The sequence below is a fragment of the Agrobacterium vitis genome, from assembly GCF_013426735.1.
Lineage (GTDB): Bacteria > Pseudomonadota > Alphaproteobacteria > Rhizobiales > Rhizobiaceae > Allorhizobium > Allorhizobium vitis_D.
In genome coordinates this window covers 2,473,131-2,488,763 of the sequence record NZ_AP023272.1, presented here as the reverse complement: position 1 = coordinate 2,488,763, position 15,633 = coordinate 2,473,131, and the positions used below count along the sequence as shown (strand labels likewise).

General features: G+C 57.3%; 18 protein-coding genes. 17 read left to right on the top strand and 1 reads right to left on the bottom strand.

From position 1 onward, the window contains the following. The first annotated feature begins 11 nt into the window (after positions 1-11). The 16 genes from H1Y61_RS11460 (at position 12) to H1Y61_RS11385 (ending at position 13,547) form a co-directional block, all read left to right on the top strand. A complete protein-coding gene (locus tag H1Y61_RS11460; RefSeq protein ID WP_180572681.1) occupies positions 12-863 on the top strand; it encodes a VOC family protein in 852 nt (283 codons plus the stop codon). After that, positions 860-1,714, top strand: coding sequence for a 3-deoxy-8-phosphooctulonate synthase (kdsA, locus tag H1Y61_RS11455; protein WP_070150871.1), 855 nt, complete (start codon positions 860-862; stop codon positions 1,712-1,714). Before H1Y61_RS11460 ends, kdsA begins: the two co-directional genes overlap by 4 nt. A gap of 86 nt (positions 1,715-1,800) precedes the next feature. Continuing rightward, positions 1,801-3,075 carry a phosphopyruvate hydratase gene (gene eno / locus H1Y61_RS11450; protein ID WP_174110717.1) on the top strand — a complete coding sequence of 425 codons (1,275 nt, stop codon included), beginning with the start codon at positions 1,801-1,803 and terminating at the stop codon, positions 3,073-3,075. 180 nt (positions 3,076-3,255) lie between these two features. Next, a complete protein-coding gene (locus H1Y61_RS11445) occupies positions 3,256-3,567 on the top strand; it encodes an FtsB family cell division protein (protein ID WP_015915925.1) in 312 nt (103 codons plus the stop codon). A gap of 201 nt (positions 3,568-3,768) precedes the next feature. Continuing rightward, entirely contained in the window at positions 3,769-4,815 is a 1,047-nt protein-coding gene (gene pdhA, locus H1Y61_RS11440) for a pyruvate dehydrogenase (acetyl-transferring) E1 component subunit alpha (RefSeq protein ID WP_015915926.1), read from the top strand. A 20-nt stretch (positions 4,816-4,835) separates the two neighbouring features. After that, positions 4,836-6,221, top strand: a complete 1,386-nt coding sequence (locus tag H1Y61_RS11435; RefSeq protein ID WP_180572680.1) for a pyruvate dehydrogenase complex E1 component subunit beta — start codon at positions 4,836-4,838, stop codon at positions 6,219-6,221. A 15-nt stretch (positions 6,222-6,236) separates the two neighbouring features. Further along, on the top strand, positions 6,237-7,586 hold the full coding sequence (locus H1Y61_RS11430; RefSeq protein ID WP_180572679.1) for a pyruvate dehydrogenase complex dihydrolipoamide acetyltransferase: 1,350 nt from the start codon (positions 6,237-6,239) through the stop codon (positions 7,584-7,586). Positions 7,587-7,600: 14 nt separating this feature from the next. Next, a complete protein-coding gene (locus H1Y61_RS11425) occupies positions 7,601-8,056 on the top strand; it encodes a hypothetical protein (RefSeq protein ID WP_180572678.1) in 456 nt (151 codons plus the stop codon). Next, positions 8,053-8,691, top strand: a complete 639-nt coding sequence (locus H1Y61_RS11420) for an SGNH/GDSL hydrolase family protein (RefSeq protein ID WP_087727986.1) — start codon at positions 8,053-8,055, stop codon at positions 8,689-8,691. The genes H1Y61_RS11425 and H1Y61_RS11420 overlap by 4 nt, the downstream gene beginning before the upstream one ends. A 98-nt stretch (positions 8,692-8,789) precedes the next feature. Next, positions 8,790-9,056, top strand: a complete 267-nt coding sequence (locus tag H1Y61_RS11415) for a YdcH family protein (protein ID WP_180572677.1) — start codon at positions 8,790-8,792, stop codon at positions 9,054-9,056. A gap of 78 nt (positions 9,057-9,134) precedes the next feature. After that, positions 9,135-10,580 (top strand): dihydrolipoyl dehydrogenase, encoded by a 1,446-nt coding sequence (gene lpdA, locus H1Y61_RS11410; RefSeq protein WP_087727988.1) that lies wholly within the window; start codon positions 9,135-9,137, stop codon positions 10,578-10,580. A gap of 97 nt (positions 10,581-10,677) precedes the next feature. Next, positions 10,678-10,926: a GlsB/YeaQ/YmgE family stress response membrane protein gene (locus H1Y61_RS11405; protein ID WP_015915932.1), complete on the top strand. Its 249-nt coding sequence runs from the start codon at positions 10,678-10,680 to the stop codon at positions 10,924-10,926. A gap of 38 nt (positions 10,927-10,964) precedes the next feature. After that, entirely contained in the window at positions 10,965-11,936 is a 972-nt protein-coding gene (lipA, locus tag H1Y61_RS11400) for a lipoyl synthase (RefSeq protein ID WP_015915933.1), read from the top strand. Positions 11,937-11,972: 36 nt separating this feature from the next. Continuing rightward, a complete protein-coding gene (locus tag H1Y61_RS11395; protein WP_235680893.1) occupies positions 11,973-12,389 on the top strand; it encodes a DUF4279 domain-containing protein in 417 nt (138 codons plus the stop codon). 10 nt (positions 12,390-12,399) lie between these two features. Next, on the top strand, positions 12,400-12,963 hold the full coding sequence (locus tag H1Y61_RS11390) for a P-loop NTPase family protein (RefSeq protein WP_180572676.1): 564 nt from the start codon (positions 12,400-12,402) through the stop codon (positions 12,961-12,963). 14 nt (positions 12,964-12,977) lie between these two features. After that, positions 12,978-13,547: a P-loop NTPase family protein gene (locus H1Y61_RS11385; protein WP_180572675.1), complete on the top strand. Its 570-nt coding sequence runs from the start codon at positions 12,978-12,980 to the stop codon at positions 13,545-13,547. A gap of 17 nt (positions 13,548-13,564) precedes the next feature. Here the strand turns inward: H1Y61_RS11385 and H1Y61_RS11380 are convergent, their stop codons facing one another. Next, positions 13,565-14,890, bottom strand: a complete 1,326-nt coding sequence (locus H1Y61_RS11380; RefSeq protein ID WP_180572674.1) for an MFS transporter — start codon at positions 14,888-14,890, stop codon at positions 13,565-13,567. Positions 14,891-15,133: 243 nt separating this feature from the next. Here H1Y61_RS11380 and H1Y61_RS11375 point away from each other — a divergent pair, with 243 nt between their 5' ends. Then, entirely contained in the window at positions 15,134-15,586 is a 453-nt protein-coding gene (locus H1Y61_RS11375) for a type II toxin-antitoxin system RatA family toxin (protein WP_180572673.1), read from the top strand. The last annotated feature ends 47 nt before the right edge of the window (positions 15,587-15,633 follow it).

Here is a 15,633-nt window from a genome sequence, read left to right as displayed (position 1 = left end):
GAGTTTTTAGCATGTCGAATACAAATGCCCGTCATGTCGATCATCTGGTGCTTCCGGTGGAAACGCTGGAGGCGGCGCGAAGCCGCCTGACCGCGCTTGGCTTTACAGTCGCACCGGATGGGCACCATCCCTTCGGCACGGTCAATGCCTGCATCTTTCTGGCCGATGGGATCTATCTGGAGCCGCTGGCAATCGGCGACGATGAGGCTGTGGACGCAGCCATTGCGACGGGCAATGTCTTTGTCGGGCGTGATCGTGCCTTCAGGCAGGTGCATAGCCAAGGTCTGTCGGCGATTGTCACTGCATCGCAAGACGCCAAGGCGGATCATGCGGCCTTTGTCGCGGCCGGGATGACAGGTGGCGACATGCTGGAATTTTCAAGGCCCATGCGGCTGCCGGATGGGAGCGAGACTGTTGCCCGCTTTCACCTTGCCTTTTCAGCGCGGGAGGTTGAGCCGTTCTTTCTGTTTGCATGCGAGCGGGTCAATCCGTTGCCCGCCGACAGGACAGCGCTCGAAACCCATGCCAATGGCGTCGTCGGTTTGACGCGGGTGTTTTTCTATGCGCCGAAGCCAGTGCTTTATGCCAGTTGGTTACAAACCATATTGGGCGTAGCAGCCAGAGAAAACACCAATGGATTGGCGTTCGACGCCGCAAACCTGTCGATGGAAATCATTTCCGGCGACACGAAGAACAAGGCCCTGGTGGCGGAGGCCCTGGTGTTTACGGTTGCTGATCTTGAGGTGACAGCGGCGGTTCTGGCTGCTAATGGCGTTGCCCATGAGAGACTAGCGGGCGGCATTACCGTCCCGGCTGCGCCCGGACAGGGCGTTGCCTTTCTGTTTGAGGAGAATACGCCATGACCGCTTCCGCCCTGCCGAATGCAACTGTCACCATTGGCGAAGGCGCCAAGACGGTCTCCTTCTCCAACAGTGCGAAAATTTCGCTGATCTGCGGTCCCTGCCAGATGGAAAGCCGCGAGCACGCTTTCATGATGGCGGGCGGGATTAAGGAAATTTGCGACAAACTCGGCATTGGCCTTGTCTATAAATCCTCTTTTGACAAGGCAAACCGCACCTCGCTGAAGGCTGGGCGCGGGATTGGCATCGAGCAGGGGTTGGCGATCTTTGCCGACTTGAAGAAAGAGTTCGGCTTTCCTGTGCTGACCGATATTCACAGCGAAGACCAGTGCGCCGAAGTGGCTGAAGTGGTCGATGTGTTGCAAATCCCGGCCTTCCTGTGCCGCCAGACCGATCTTCTGATTGCTGCGGCGAAGACCGGGAGGGCGATCAATGTCAAGAAGGGGCAGTTTCTGGCGCCCTGGGACATGAAAAATGTCATGGAAAAAATTACCCTCTCGGGCAATCCCAATGTGATGCTCTGCGAGCGCGGCGCTTCCTTCGGTTATAACACGCTGGTCTCCGACATGCGCTCGCTGCCGATCATGGCAGGCATGGGTGCGCCGGTGATCTTCGATGCTACGCACTCGGTACAGCAACCGGGCGGGCAGGGCGGCTCGACCGGTGGCCAGCGCGAATTCGTGGAAACGCTGGCACGCGCCGCTGTGGCCGTTGGTGTGGCAGGCCTCTTTATCGAATCGCATCAGGACCCGGACAATGCACCGTCTGACGGTCCCAATATGGTGTACCTGAAAGACCTTGAGCGTTTGCTGGAAAAGCTGTTGGCGTTCGACGCCGTCACCAAGGCGGCCTGACCTGGACCATGTCATTGTAATTTTCAATTCATCGGCTAAGACAGGGCGAACAGAGCCTTGTTCAGCCTTTACAGCAGGGAGTGACCATGACCGCTATTACCGACATTATTGCCCGCGAGATTCTCGACAGCCGCGGCAATCCGACCGTCGAAGTCGATGTCTATCTGGAAGATGGCAGCATGGGCCGCGCCGCGGTCCCATCAGGTGCTTCCACAGGCGCCCATGAAGCTGTCGAACTGCGCGATGGCGGCAAGCGTTATCTGGGCAAGGGCGTCGAAAAGGCGGTCGAAGCCGTCAACAGCGAAATCTATGATGCCATTGGCGGCCATGACGCTGAAAACCAGATCCAGATCGACACGATCATGCGCGAACTGGACGGCACGCCGAACAAGTCGCGCCTCGGCGCCAATGCCATTCTCGGCGTGTCACTGGCCGTTGCCAAGGCCGCAGCCGAAGCCTCCGGCCTGCCGCTCTATCGCTATGTCGGTGGTCCGAATGCCCGCATCCTGCCTGTGCCAATGATGAACATCATCAATGGCGGCGCGCATGCCGACAACCCGATCGACTTTCAGGAATTCATGATCATGCCTGTCGGCGCGGACAATATCCGTGACGCCGTGCGCATGGGCTCTGAAGTGTTCCATACGCTGAAGAAGGAACTCTCGGCACAGGGCTTCAACACCAATGTCGGCGATGAAGGTGGCTTCGCACCTGGCTTGAAGAGTGCACCGGAAGCTCTTGATTTCATCATGAAATCGATTGAGAAGGCTGGCTACCGCCCAGGCGAAGACATGTATCTGGCGCTCGACTGCGCTTCGACCGAATTCTTCAAGGACGGCAAATATGTTCTGGAAGGCGAAGGCCGGACGCTGGAGCCGGAAGCCATGGCGGAGTATCTGGCTGAACTCGCTGCCAAATATCCGATCATCTCCATCGAAGACGGTATGGCCGAAGACGATTGGGACGGCTGGAAATACCTGACCGACAAGATCGGTGCGACGACCCAGCTGGTCGGCGACGATCTGTTCGTGACCAATTCCGCCCGCCTGCGCGACGGTATCCGCATGGGTGTCGCTAACTCGATCCTCGTCAAGGTCAACCAGATCGGTTCGCTGTCGGAAACGCTGGATGCCGTTGAGACCGCGCACAAGGCTGCCTATACCGCCGTCATGTCGCATCGTTCCGGCGAAACCGAAGACTCGATTATTGCTGACCTCTCGGTTGCCACCAATTGCGGGCAGATCAAGACCGGCTCACTGTCGCGTTCCGACCGGCTGGCCAAGTACAACCAGCTGATCCGCATTGAGGAACTGCTGGGACCGCAGGCCGCTTATGCCGGTACGTCGATTCTGAAGGCCTGATCCGGCTGGCGGAACCGCTCGTTCCGCAAGCCCCTTCTCTCAAGCCCGCGCCGCGCAAACGGTGCGGGCTTTTTGCATTGAGGGGATGCCGAATTTTTTCGTAACAAGGTCAATACTCGGTTAAGCAAATGGCTCTAATGTCTCTGCAAAGATGTTGTGCGTTGCAAGGCCAAATCGAGAATGTGGACACGTCACCATAAGAACCGTAAATTTGGACGCCTGGTCCTTCCTGCCGTTACCATCGCCTTTATCGGCTATTTCGGCTATCACAGCATTCATGGCGATTATGGATTGAAGGCCGGTGAGCATTTCGATGTGGTGCGGGCCGAGCGCAGCAAGGAACTGGCAGCGCTCATTCACGACCGCAAAAAGCTGGAAACTCAAGTAAAACTGCTCAGCGACGGCTCGCTTGAACGCGATATGATCGATGAAAAAGCCCGCTATCAGCTGAATATGTCTCGTCCTGATGAGATCGTGATTTTCAATCGCTAGTGTGGATCACATCTTTGGAGACAATGCCCGTGATATTTAGGGGATTGTTGATTAACTGAAATCAAGTTAATCGCAAAAAATTATTAAAAATCTGGTGTTTATACGGAATGGAAGGCATGCATTTAATGCATTGCGGCCTGTCCCATTCTTGCATATGGTGTGTGCCAATCAAAAACCCTTACACAACTCAGGGAGGGATGAATGGCACCGCGCAAAAACGCGACTGCTTCAGGCCGCAAACCGGCAGCAAAGCCTGTAAAAGGTGATTTCGCTGTGGGGACGATTGAAGAATTCGACCGCGAAAAGGAACTGAAAGCCTATCGCGAAATGCTTCTGATCCGCCGCTTCGAGGAAAAGGCCGGTCAGCTTTACGGCATGGGTTTCATCGGCGGTTTCTGTCACCTCTACATTGGCCAGGAAGCTGTCGTTGTCGGCATGCAGATGGCGCTGAAGCTCGGTGACCAGGTTATTACCGGTTATCGTGACCACGGCCATATGCTGGCTTGCGGCATGAGCGCACGCGGTGTGATGGCCGAACTGACCGGACGTCGCGGCGGCTTGTCGAAGGGCAAGGGCGGCTCCATGCACATGTTCTCCAAGGAGAAGCATTTCTACGGCGGCCACGGCATCGTCGGTGCTCAGGTGTCGCTCGGCACGGGTCTGGCCTTCGCCAACAAGTATCGCGGCAATGACAATGTCTCTCTCGCCTATTTCGGCGATGGCGCGGCCAACCAGGGCCAGGTCTATGAGAGCTTCAACATGGCGCGCCTGTGGAACCTGCCGGTGATCTATGTGATCGAGAACAACCGTTATGCCATGGGGACATCCGTTGCCCGCGCCTCGGCGCAGACGGATTTCTCCCAGCGCGGCGTGTCCTTCAACATCCCTGGCTTCAAGGTGGATGGCATGGATGTGCGCGCCGTCAAGGCGGCTGCCGTGCAGGCGGTCGAGCATTGCCGCGCCGGCAAGGGCCCGGTCATCCTCGAAATGGAAACCTATCGCTACCGCGGTCACTCCATGTCCGACCCGGCCAAATACCGCTCCAAGGATGAAGTGCAGAAAATGCGCTCCGAGCATGACCCGATCGAACAGGTCCGGCTGCGTCTCCTGGAAAAGGGTTGGGCCAGCGAAGACGATCTCAAGCTGATCGACAAGGACGTGCGCGATATCGTCGCCGACAGCGCCGATTTTGCCCAAGCCGATCCGGAGCCGGATGCATCCGAGCTCTACACCGACATCCTGTTGTAAGCGAGAGGGAGGGTTAGCCCATGCCAATCAATATTCTCATGCCCGCCCTGTCTCCGACAATGGAGGAAGGCACGCTGTCCAAATGGCTGAAAGCCGAAGGCGATAGCGTCAAGTCCGGCGATGTGATCGCCGAAATCGAAACCGACAAGGCAACCATGGAAGTGGAAGCCGTGGATGAAGGCGTGATCGGCAAGCTGCTGATCGAAGCCGGAACCCAGAATGTCAAGGTCAACACGCCGATTGCCGTGCTGTTGCAGGATGGCGAAAGCGCGTCCGACGTTTCGGCTCCCAAGGCTGAAAGCGCAGCGGCACCTGCCGTGCCGCAGGAAGAAAAGCCGACCGAGACCGGTTCTGCTTCTGCGCCTGTTCCGGCCCAGCCGATTTCCAGCGCTGCCAGCGATCCGTCCATTCCGGCCGGAACGGAAATGGTGTCGATGACAGTGCGTGAAGCGCTGCGCGAAGCCATGGCCGAAGAAATGCGCGCCAATGACGATGTGTTCATCATTGGTGAGGAAGTGGCGGAATATCAGGGTGCCTACAAGATCACCCAGGGTCTGCTTGCCGAATTCGGCGACCGTCGCGTGGTCGATACGCCGATCACCGAGCATGGTTTTGCCGGTGTGGCCGTGGGTGCCGCCATGGCAGGCCTGCGTCCAATCGTCGAGTTCATGACCTTCAATTTCGCCATGCAGGCGATTGACCAGATCATTAACTCGGCTGCCAAGACGCTCTACATGTCCGGCGGTCAGATGGGCGCGCCTATCGTGTTCCGTGGCCCGAACGGCGCTGCGGCCCGCGTTGGTGCCCAGCACAGCCAGGACTATGCTGCATGGTATAGCCAGATCCCCGGCCTGAAGGTGATTTCGCCTTACACGGCAGCCGATGCCAAGGGCCTGCTGAAAGCCGCGATCCGCGATCCGAACCCGGTGGTCTTCCTCGAAAACGAAATTCTCTACGGTCACAGCTTTGATGTGCCGAAGCTGGATGATTTCGTGCTGCCGATTGGCAAGGCACGCATTCACAAGTCCGGCAAGGATGTCACCGTCGTGTCCTGGAGCATTGGCATGACCTATGCGACCAAGGCGGTGGAAGAGCTCACCAAGGTTGGCATCGATGTCGAACTGATCGACCTGCGCACCATCCGTCCGATGGATCTGCCGACGGTAATCGAATCGGTCAAGAAGACCGGTCGTCTGGTCGTGGTGGAAGAAGGCTATCCGCAGTCGTCCGTGGGCGATTTCGTGGCCAACCGCATTCAGCGCGAAGCCTTCGATTACCTCGATGCGCCTGTTGTGACGGTTGCTGGCAAGGATGTTCCGATGCCTTACGCGGCCAACCTTGAAAAGCTCGCTCTGCCGAATGTCGGCGAAGTGGTCCAGGCCGTTAAATCCGTCTGCTACAAATAAGGGGAGGCGAGGCATATGCCGATCAATATCACCATGCCGGCCCTCTCTCCCACGATGGAAGAGGGCAATCTGGCCAAGTGGCTGGTCAAGGAAGGCGATACCGTCAAGTCCGGCGACGTGATCGCCGAGATTGAAACCGATAAGGCAACCATGGAAGTGGAAGCGGTCGATGAAGGTGTCGTTGCCAAGATCGTCGTTGCCGCTGGCACCGAAGGCGTCAAGGTCAATGCGCTGATCGCCATTCTCGCCGCTGAAGGCGAGGATGTGTCGGCTGCTGCGGCTGGTGGCGGTGCAGCCGCTCCGGCGAAGGCTGAGGCACCCAAGGCCGACGCTCCAAAGGCCGACGCTCCGAAGGCTGAAGCACCTGCTGCAAAGGCAGATGCTCCTGCTGCTGCCCCTCAGTCCGCTGCTCCAACAGCCGCCTCCGGCGACCGTGTATTCTCCTCGCCGCTCGCCCGTCGTCTCGCCAAGGAAGCCGGCCTTGATCTCAAGGCGATTTCCGGTACCGGTCCGAAGGGCCGGGTGGTCAAGAGCGACGTTGAAAAGGCTGTCAGCACCGGTGGTGCTAAGCCTGCTGCCGCTCCGGCGGCGTCTGGCGCTGCCCCTGCTCCGGCGCTGGCCAAGGGCATGTCTGACGATGCCGTGCTCAAGCTGTTTGCCGAAGGTTCCTACGAGCTTGTGCCGCATGACGGCATGCGCAAGACCATCGCCAAGCGCTTGCAGGAATCGAAGCAAACCATTCCGCATTTCTACGTCTCCGTGGATTGCGAATTGGATGCCCTGCTGGCCCTTCGCGCCCAGCTCAACACCGCCGCTCCCGAAAAAGATGGCAAGCCGGTCTACAAGCTCTCGGTCAACGATATGGTCATCAAGGCCATGGCGCTGGCGCTGCGCGATGTACCGGATGCCAACGTTTCCTGGACCGACACCAACATGGTCAAGCACAAGCATGCCGATGTCGGCGTGGCTGTGTCGATCCCCGGCGGCCTGATCACCCCGATCATCCGTCAGGCGGAGCTGAAGAGCCTGTCCGCCATTTCCAACGAAATGAAGGATCTGGGCGCACGCGCCAAGAGCCGCAAGCTGAAGCCTGAGGAATATCAGGGCGGCACAACAGCGGTCTCCAACATGGGCATGATGGGCGTCAAGAACTTCGCCGCCGTGGTCAACCCGCCGCATGCGACCATTCTGGCAGTCGGCGCTGGTGAAGAGCGCGTTGTCGTGAAAAAGGGCGAAATGAAAATCGCCAATGTCATGACCGTCACGCTGTCCACCGACCACCGCGCAGTCGATGGAGCCTTGGGTGCCGAACTTCTCGGTGCGTTCAAACGCTACATCGAAAACCCGATGGGCATGCTGGTGTAAAAGGCCTCAAGAGGATGGTGGCAGATAACCTGATGTCTCGAAGGCAGTCGATGAAGAGGTGTCTACGGACAAGCTTCTATGCAACGATTGTTGGCGTTATCTCAGGTTTTCTCGCCTTCATTCTCTATTTGGGAAGCATATCTCCAAGGGGAGGTGAAGGTAGTAACCCTCCTCCCCCTCAGGACCTGTTTCTGGTGTGTTTCAATTTGCTGCCAATGGCTGCTGTTGCATATGTCGTATCTTTTGCGTCGCTTCGTTTTAGCATTGGTGTCTTTCATCTCTCGATGACAGTGCTTTTTGTGGCGTTTGTTGTTGGTTTGACTGCGTTGCTTTTCGGATCTTTTGAGGCGGCAGCTTTCCGCGAAGACCTTCCGTATTTATTAGCAATGCTTATTTCCGGAACGGTACTACTTTTTAGTCACTGGGGTTTTGTCGCTTACAAAGGCCGTCAGGGAGGGTTCAATAGATGAAAACCGTTCTCGCATACGGCGACAGTCTGACCTGGGGATACGACCCAGTCGCCCTTGGCCGTCACGCCCATGAGGACCGCTGGACCAGCGTGTTGCAAAAGGCGCTTGGCCATGGCGTTCGGGTGATTGCCGAGGGTTTGAACGGGCGCACGACGGCCTATGATGATCATCTGGCGGATTGCGACCGCAATGGCGTGAGGCTGTTGCCGAGTATTCTTGAAACCCACAAGCCGCTGGATCTGGTGATCCTGATGTTGGGTACCAATGATTTGAAGCGGGGCATTCAGGGAACGGCGATTGGGGCGACGGCTGGCATCAAGCGGTTGGTCAAGCTGGTCCATCAGCATGACTGGGGTTTTGATTTCGAAGGCCCGGATGTGCTGATTGTCTCGCCTCCGCCGATCCGCGAAACCGCCAATGTGATGTTCGGAGCGATGTTCAATCATTCCATCGAGGAAGGTGGAATGCTGGCCAGCATGTACCGCGATGCGGCGGATGAGTTGGGCTGCGGCTTTTTCGATGCCGGTTCGGTGGCCAAGACCACGCCGCTGGATGGCATTCATCTCGATGCTGACAATACCCGCGCCATCGGGCGCGGTCTGGAGCCGGTGGTGCGGATGATGCTGGGCCTGTGAGGGTAAGGCGGTGACAGTAACACGGGTTGATTGGAATCAATGAATGACCATGTGGCGGGTTTAAAATGATCTTGCAACCTTGAAAGGGGGAAAAGATCATGTCCAGCACTCCACATGAACTGGCAGAGGAATTTCCGGAATTTGTGACTCTGATGCGGCATTTGAAGGAAACGGACGGTCATTTCGTCCGGCTTTTCGATGCCTATCACGAGATCAACCGGCAGGTTCACCGCGCTGAAACAAATATAGAGCCGCTTGACGACTTCCATATGGAAGACCTCAGGAAGAAGCGGATGCGGCTCAAGGACGAAATTTACGGGATGCTGGTTCGTCACGAACCGGAGGCCGAGACACCGGCATTATAAAGCCAGTTGCGCTTCCAGTCCCGTCAAGGGTTGGGCCGAGAGGCGCAACCCCAAGGAAACCGAGGAGTGGAAGCGCCCATGTCGAATGCTTATGACGTCATCATCATCGGGTCCGGCCCTGGCGGCTATGTGACTGCGATCCGTGCAGCCCAGCTTGGCCTGAAAATCGCCATTGTCGAGCGCGAGCATCTTGGCGGCATCTGCCTCAATTGGGGCTGTATCCCCACCAAGGCGCTGCTGCGGTCGGCGGAAATTCTCGATCACGCCAATCACGCCAAGAGCTACGGCCTGACGCTGAACGGCACCATGACCGCCGATGTGAAAGACGTTGTTGCCCGGTCGCGCGGCGTATCGGCCCGCCTCAACGGCGGCGTTGCCTATCTGATGAAGAAGAACAAGATCGATGTGATCTGGGGTGAAGCCAAGCTCACCAAGCCAAACGAAATCGTTGTCGGCGCATCGTCCAAGCCCGCCGTGCAGCCGCAAAACCCGGTTCCCAAGGGTGTGCTGGGTGAGGGGACGTATACGGCCAAGCATATCATCGTTGCGACTGGCGCACGCCCCCGCGCGCTGCCGGGCATTGAGCCGGATGGCAAGCTGATCTGGACCTATTTTGAGGCGATGAAGCCTGATTTCATGCCGAAATCCATCGTCGTTATGGGCTCGGGCGCTATCGGCATTGAATTTGCGTCCTTCTATCGCTCGATGGGTGTCGATGTCACCGTGGTTGAGCTGATGGCCAATATCATGCCGGTCGAGGACGTGGAAATCTCCACCATCGCCCGCAAGGCGCTGGAAAAGCGTGGGCTGAAGATCATCACCGAGGCCAAGGTTTCCAAGGTCGAAAAGGGTGCCAATTCCATCACCGCTCATGTCGAGACCAAGGATGGCAAGGTGCAGCAGATTACTGCTGACCGGTTGATCTCGGCTGTCGGCGTGCAGGGCAATATCGAAAATCTCGGTCTGGAAGCTTTGGGCGTCAAGACGGATCGCGGTTGCATCGTCATCGACGGCTATGGCAAGACCAATGTGCCCGGCCTCTATGCCATCGGCGATGTTGCCGGTCCGCCAATGCTGGCCCACAAGGCCGAACATGAAGGCGTTGTTTGCATCGAGAAGATCGCCGGTCTGCCGCATGTTCATCCCATGAACAAGTCTCTGATCCCTGGCTGCACCTATTGCAATCCGCAGGTCGCCTCCGTCGGTCTCACCGAAGCCAAGGCCAAGGCCGAGGGCCGCGAGATCCGCGTTGGTCGCTACAATTTCAACGCCAATGGCAAGGCCATCGCGCTTGGCGAAGACAATGGCATGATCAAGACGATCTTCGACAAGAAGACCGGCGAATTGATCGGCGCGCATATGGTCGGCGCGGAAGTGACCGAACTGATCCAGGGCTTCGTGGTCGCCATGAACCTGGAGACGACAGAAGAAGAGCTGATGCACACCATCTTCCCGCATCCGACCCTGTCGGAAATGATGAAGGAAAGCGTGCTCGACGCCTACGGCAAAGTGCTGAACGCCTAATCCTTGGAAAGAAGGCATGACATTGCGAGATATTGCTCGGCTCGCTATATAGGGGCCGGGCGAGCCCGCTAGCGGGGCGGGCAACAGAGGATAGACGATGGAAAATGTGGGCTGGTTGACGGCGATCTTCGTGGGTGGTCTGGCCGGATGGCTGGCAGGCAAGTTGATGGACATGCGCTTTGGCATTTTCATGAACATCGTCATCGGCATTATCGGCTCGGTCATCGCCAATGCCATCTTCCGGCGCTTTGACATTTTCGTCGCCAGCGATTGGGTTGGCTATCTGATTACCAGCTTTATCGGTGCCTGCATTCTGCTGTTCGTTGCCAAGCTGGTGCGGAAATAAATACTTAAAAGCCGCTCATCGGCGGCAAAGGAAACACGATGGTTACCATCCTCGATAGAACCAAGCCGGACGACAAGCGTATCCGCCACCCGGAAAAGGCTCACAAGCCGGATACCGAAGTGCTGCGCAAGCCGGAATGGATCCGGGTGAAGGCTCCGACCTCCAAGGGCTATCAGGAAACTCGCGAACTGGTGCGCTCCCACAAGCTGGTCACTGTTTGCGAAGAAGCCGGCTGCCCGAATATCGGCGAGTGCTGGGAAAAGAAGCACGCCACCTTCATGATCATGGGTGAGATTTGCACCCGCGCCTGCGCCTTCTGCAATGTGGCGACCGGCAAGCCGAATGCGCTTGACCGCGAAGAGCCTGCCAATGTGGCCAAGGCCGTGCGCCAGATGGGCTTGTCGCATGTGGTCATCACGTCCGTGGACCGCGACGACCTGGCCGATGGCGGCGCTGAGCATTTCGAACAGGTGATCTGGGCGATCCGCGAAGCTTCGCCCGCCACGACCATCGAAATCCTGACGCCTGACTTTTTGAAAAAGCCCGGCGCGCTGGAGCGTGTCGTTGCTGCAAAGCCAGACGTCTTCAACCACAATATGGAAACCGTTCCAGGCAATTACCTGACCGTGCGTCCGGGCGCCCGCTACTTCCACTCGGTGCGGCTGTTGCAGCGGGTCAAGGAACTCGATCCGACAATGTTCACCAAATCCGGCATCATGGTCGGCCTTGGCGAAGAGCGCAACGAAGTGCTGCAATTGATGGATGACCTGCGCACTGCGGATGTGGATTTCCTGACCATCGGCCAATATCTCCAGCCGACCCGCAAGCACCATAAGGTGGAACGCTTCGTGACGCCGGAAGAATTCAAGTCCTATGAGGATATCGCCTATACCAAGGGCTTCCTGATGGTTGCTTCCAGCCCGCTCACCCGCTCCTCCCACCATGCCGGTGACGATTTTGCCCGGCTGAAGGCCAACCGCGAAAAGAAGCTGCTGGCGGCTGCGGAGTAACACGCCTCAGGGTAAAGGATGGGTCATTTGGCGAGCGTGAGGCGGTTCAGGATCTCGCTCAGGATTGCCGGTGATGATCTTGATCCAGATGAAGTCAGCAGCCTTCTGGGCGTTGCGCCGTGTTTTGCCTATCGTAAGGGAGATCAGTGGAAAACTCCGAAAGGTAATCCGCTGATTGGCAGAACCGGCCTTTGGACTTTTCATGTCGATGACTTCGAAACGGATGATTTTGAAGAGGCGATTTTCGACCTCCTGTCGAGAATACCGGTAACTCCTGACGTGTTTCGGACGCTTGCGTGTAGGTTCAAGACAGAGCTTTTTTGCGGTCTCTTTCTTGATGAGTATAATGCAGGCTTGGGACTATCGCCGGCTGTCATGAAGCTGTTGGCTCAGCATGAAATATCCCTTGATCTCGATATCTACTCCTTTTCCGGCTCGGATGAGGGAAACTGAGAGCGGCGGCATGGTTTTTTACGTCGAAGATTTCAATGCTGCTGCTGTTATGTGTCGGGATGCCAAGCGCATCTGCGTGGTCGGCTGCTCCGGCAGCGGCAAGAGTACGCTGTCGCAAATTCTGTGTCAGCGGCTGGGCCTCGATTATATCTCCATGGATCGCGACGTCTTCTGGCTACCTGGTTGGAAGCTACGGCCCAGGCCGGAAGCGATTGAACTGATGCAACAGTTTGTCGCCGGTGAGCGGTGGATTATCGACGGCAACAGCCCCGGCACGCTTCCGGCTCGGCTGGCGCGTGCCGATATGGTCATCTGGATGCGTCCGCCGCGCCGTGTTTCGATCTACGGTGTTCTGTCGCGTTGGCTGAAACATCGCGGGACAGTCAGGCCAGAGATGGCGCCGGGATGTCCTGAAAAGATCGATTGGCCGTTTCTTCAATATGTCTGGAATTTTGAGGCGCGCGAAGTACCGCAATTTCAGACACAGTTTGAAAATGCGCGGGCCGGTCTGCCGGTCGTCGTTCTCAGGTCGCACCGGCAGACAAACGAGTTTTTAACGGCTTTAGGCGGGTAATAACGGAGGTAGACATGGTGCGTTACGTGGATATGTCCGCCGCCGCCGATCTTCTTGGCCGCAGCAACAGGATCATGGTCGTCGGTTGTTCGGGAGGTGGCAAAACCACGTTGTCGCAAAAGCTCGCGTCTCGCTTTGATCTCGACTATCAATCGATTGATCGCGATGTCCGTTGGCTTCCCGGTTGGCGAGAAAGAGACAGACAGGCTCAGCGAGACATTATTGCTGAACTGGTCTCACATGAACGTTGGGTCATGGACGGAAGTAGCCCCTCGACGTTCGATTTGCGATTACCTCGGACAGATCTGGTGATCTGGGTAAAAATGTCTCGGGTGGCTTGCCTTCGCGGCATCGCCGGGCGCGTCTGGCGTAACTATGGCAAAGTCCGCATTGCCATGGCCGAAGGCTGCGAAGAGCCGTTGCCTGATCGGGAATTCCTTTCTTACATCTGGAATTTCGAGCGCAAGCACGCACCGATCTTCATCCGCAATTTCGACCTTCATGGCCCGGACGTTCCGGTTCTGGTGCTGAAATCCCGCCGAGAGGTCAAGCGTCTTCTCGACCTCGTCGGCGCTTCGGATTAGGGCGCTTCTTCCGATTTTTATGCCGCAAACGCTGCCGCCGGTTGCCTGCGGCTGGAGAGGATCAGCAAAGTCACGGCGGAAACGGCGGACGCTCCCATGATATACCATGCTACGGACGCGGCGCTGCCGGTCGTTGCCACCAGCCAAGAGGTGATGATCGGGGTCATTGCGCTGCCCAGCACGCCAGCCAGCATGTAGCAGATCGACAGGCCGGTATAGCGCATGCCGGTCTCAAACAGTTCTGACAGAAAGGTGGCAATCGGTCCGAAATTGGCGGCAAAGGCGGTCATCATCAGCAGGAAGCCTAAAAGCACGCCCGGCAAACCACCGTGGTCCATCAGCCAGAACATGGGGAAGGCAAACAGGATTTCCGCAAAGATCCCGGCGAGAATGACATTCCGGCGGCCGACCCGGTCCGAAAGTGCGCCAAACATCGGCAGAAGCACAACACAGACCGCGCAGGCGATCAGGATCATCGCCAAGACCTGCTGTTTGGGAAAGTGCAGCGTCTGCGTGCCGTAGGACAGGCCGAATACCGCGATCAGATTGAAAGACGAGCCGATGGATAGGGTGGCGAAGCCGCCAAGCAGAACCTTTGCCCAATGCCGCCGCAACAGATCGGCGAGCGGCAGGCGCTGCGTCTCTGCCTGCTGTCTGTGACGGGCAAATGCTGGCGTTTCGCTCACCGACATGCGCACGTAGAACCCGATGGCGACGAGCACAATACTGATCAAAAACGCTACTCGCCAACCCCAGAGCAGGAAGCTCTGTTCCGAGAGGACCGAGGATAAGACCAGGAAGGCGGAATTGGCCAGAAACGTACCGGCGGGAACGCCGATCTGCACCCAGGACCCGTAAAGCCCACGCTTGTTTTGCGGTGCATGCTCTACCGCCAGAAGCACGGCTCCACCCCATTCGCCACCCAGCGCCAGCCCTTGCAAAAGCCGCAGCACGACGAGGAGAACAGGTGCCCATACCCCGAGGGTTTGATAGCCGGGCAGCAGGCCGATGGCGAATGTGGCAAGACCCATCAGGCTCAACGATAGCATCAATGTCGATTTTCGCCCCAGCCTGTCGCCGAAATGGCCGAAAAGCGCCGCTCCCACCATGCGTGACAGATAGGCGGATGCGAAGGTGCTGAAAGCCAGCAGCGTACCCCCCAGCGGATCGACACTGGGAAAGAACACTTTATTGAACACCAGAGCCGAGGCGGTGGCGAAAATGAACAGGTCGTACCACTCGATAGTGGTGCCGATCACGCTGGCCAGCATGATCTTGCGCAGTTCCTTGCCTTGAAGAGGCTTGGGGGTGGCTGTGTTGTCATTGGTCGAGGGAGCGGCCATTGGCGGTTCCTTGCTAAAATAATTCGATTCTAAAACAGCTTAGCGACTTTTTGACTTTGAATGAGGGAAGGCTAGCACCTCAGGTGAGACCTTGCCAGCAACCGGAAATTTTGGTTTCAAATTGCTGTGAGTTTTTATCAGGATGTTATGTCGCGCTGCGGTTTTGAGGAATTTCCCTGTAAATTTTCCAAACCACAGGCGTGACTTCTTGATCTTGCCGTTGCGCAGGATTAAGTGCGGCTTATGCCGAAGTTTGAAACCCGCCGTATTGTCCAGCACTCAGCCGATCGCATGTATGAGCTCGTCGCCGATGTCGAGCGCTATCCCGAATTCGTGCCGCTTTGCGAGGAACTTGCCGTGCAATCGCGCAAGGAGCGCGATGGCAAGACTTTGCTGATCGCCAATATGACCGTGGGTTACAAGGCGATCCGCGAAACCTTCGTTTCGCAAGTGCTACTGAAGCCGGACGAGCGGGCTATCGATGTCAAATATCTGGAAGGCCCGTTCAAATATCTCGACAACCGCTGGCGTTTCGAAGACCTCGGCGATGGCACCTGCGCGGTGAATTTCTACATCGATTACGAGTTCAAAAGCATGATTCTCGGTGCCCTGATGGGCTCGATGTTCGACCGGGCGTTCCGGATGTTTTCCGAGGCCTTCGAGACCCGGGCCAATAAGGTTTATGGCAGCGCTTGAGTGTCAGCGTTAATCCTGAAGACTACCAGGCTTGGATCAAGCCGGAC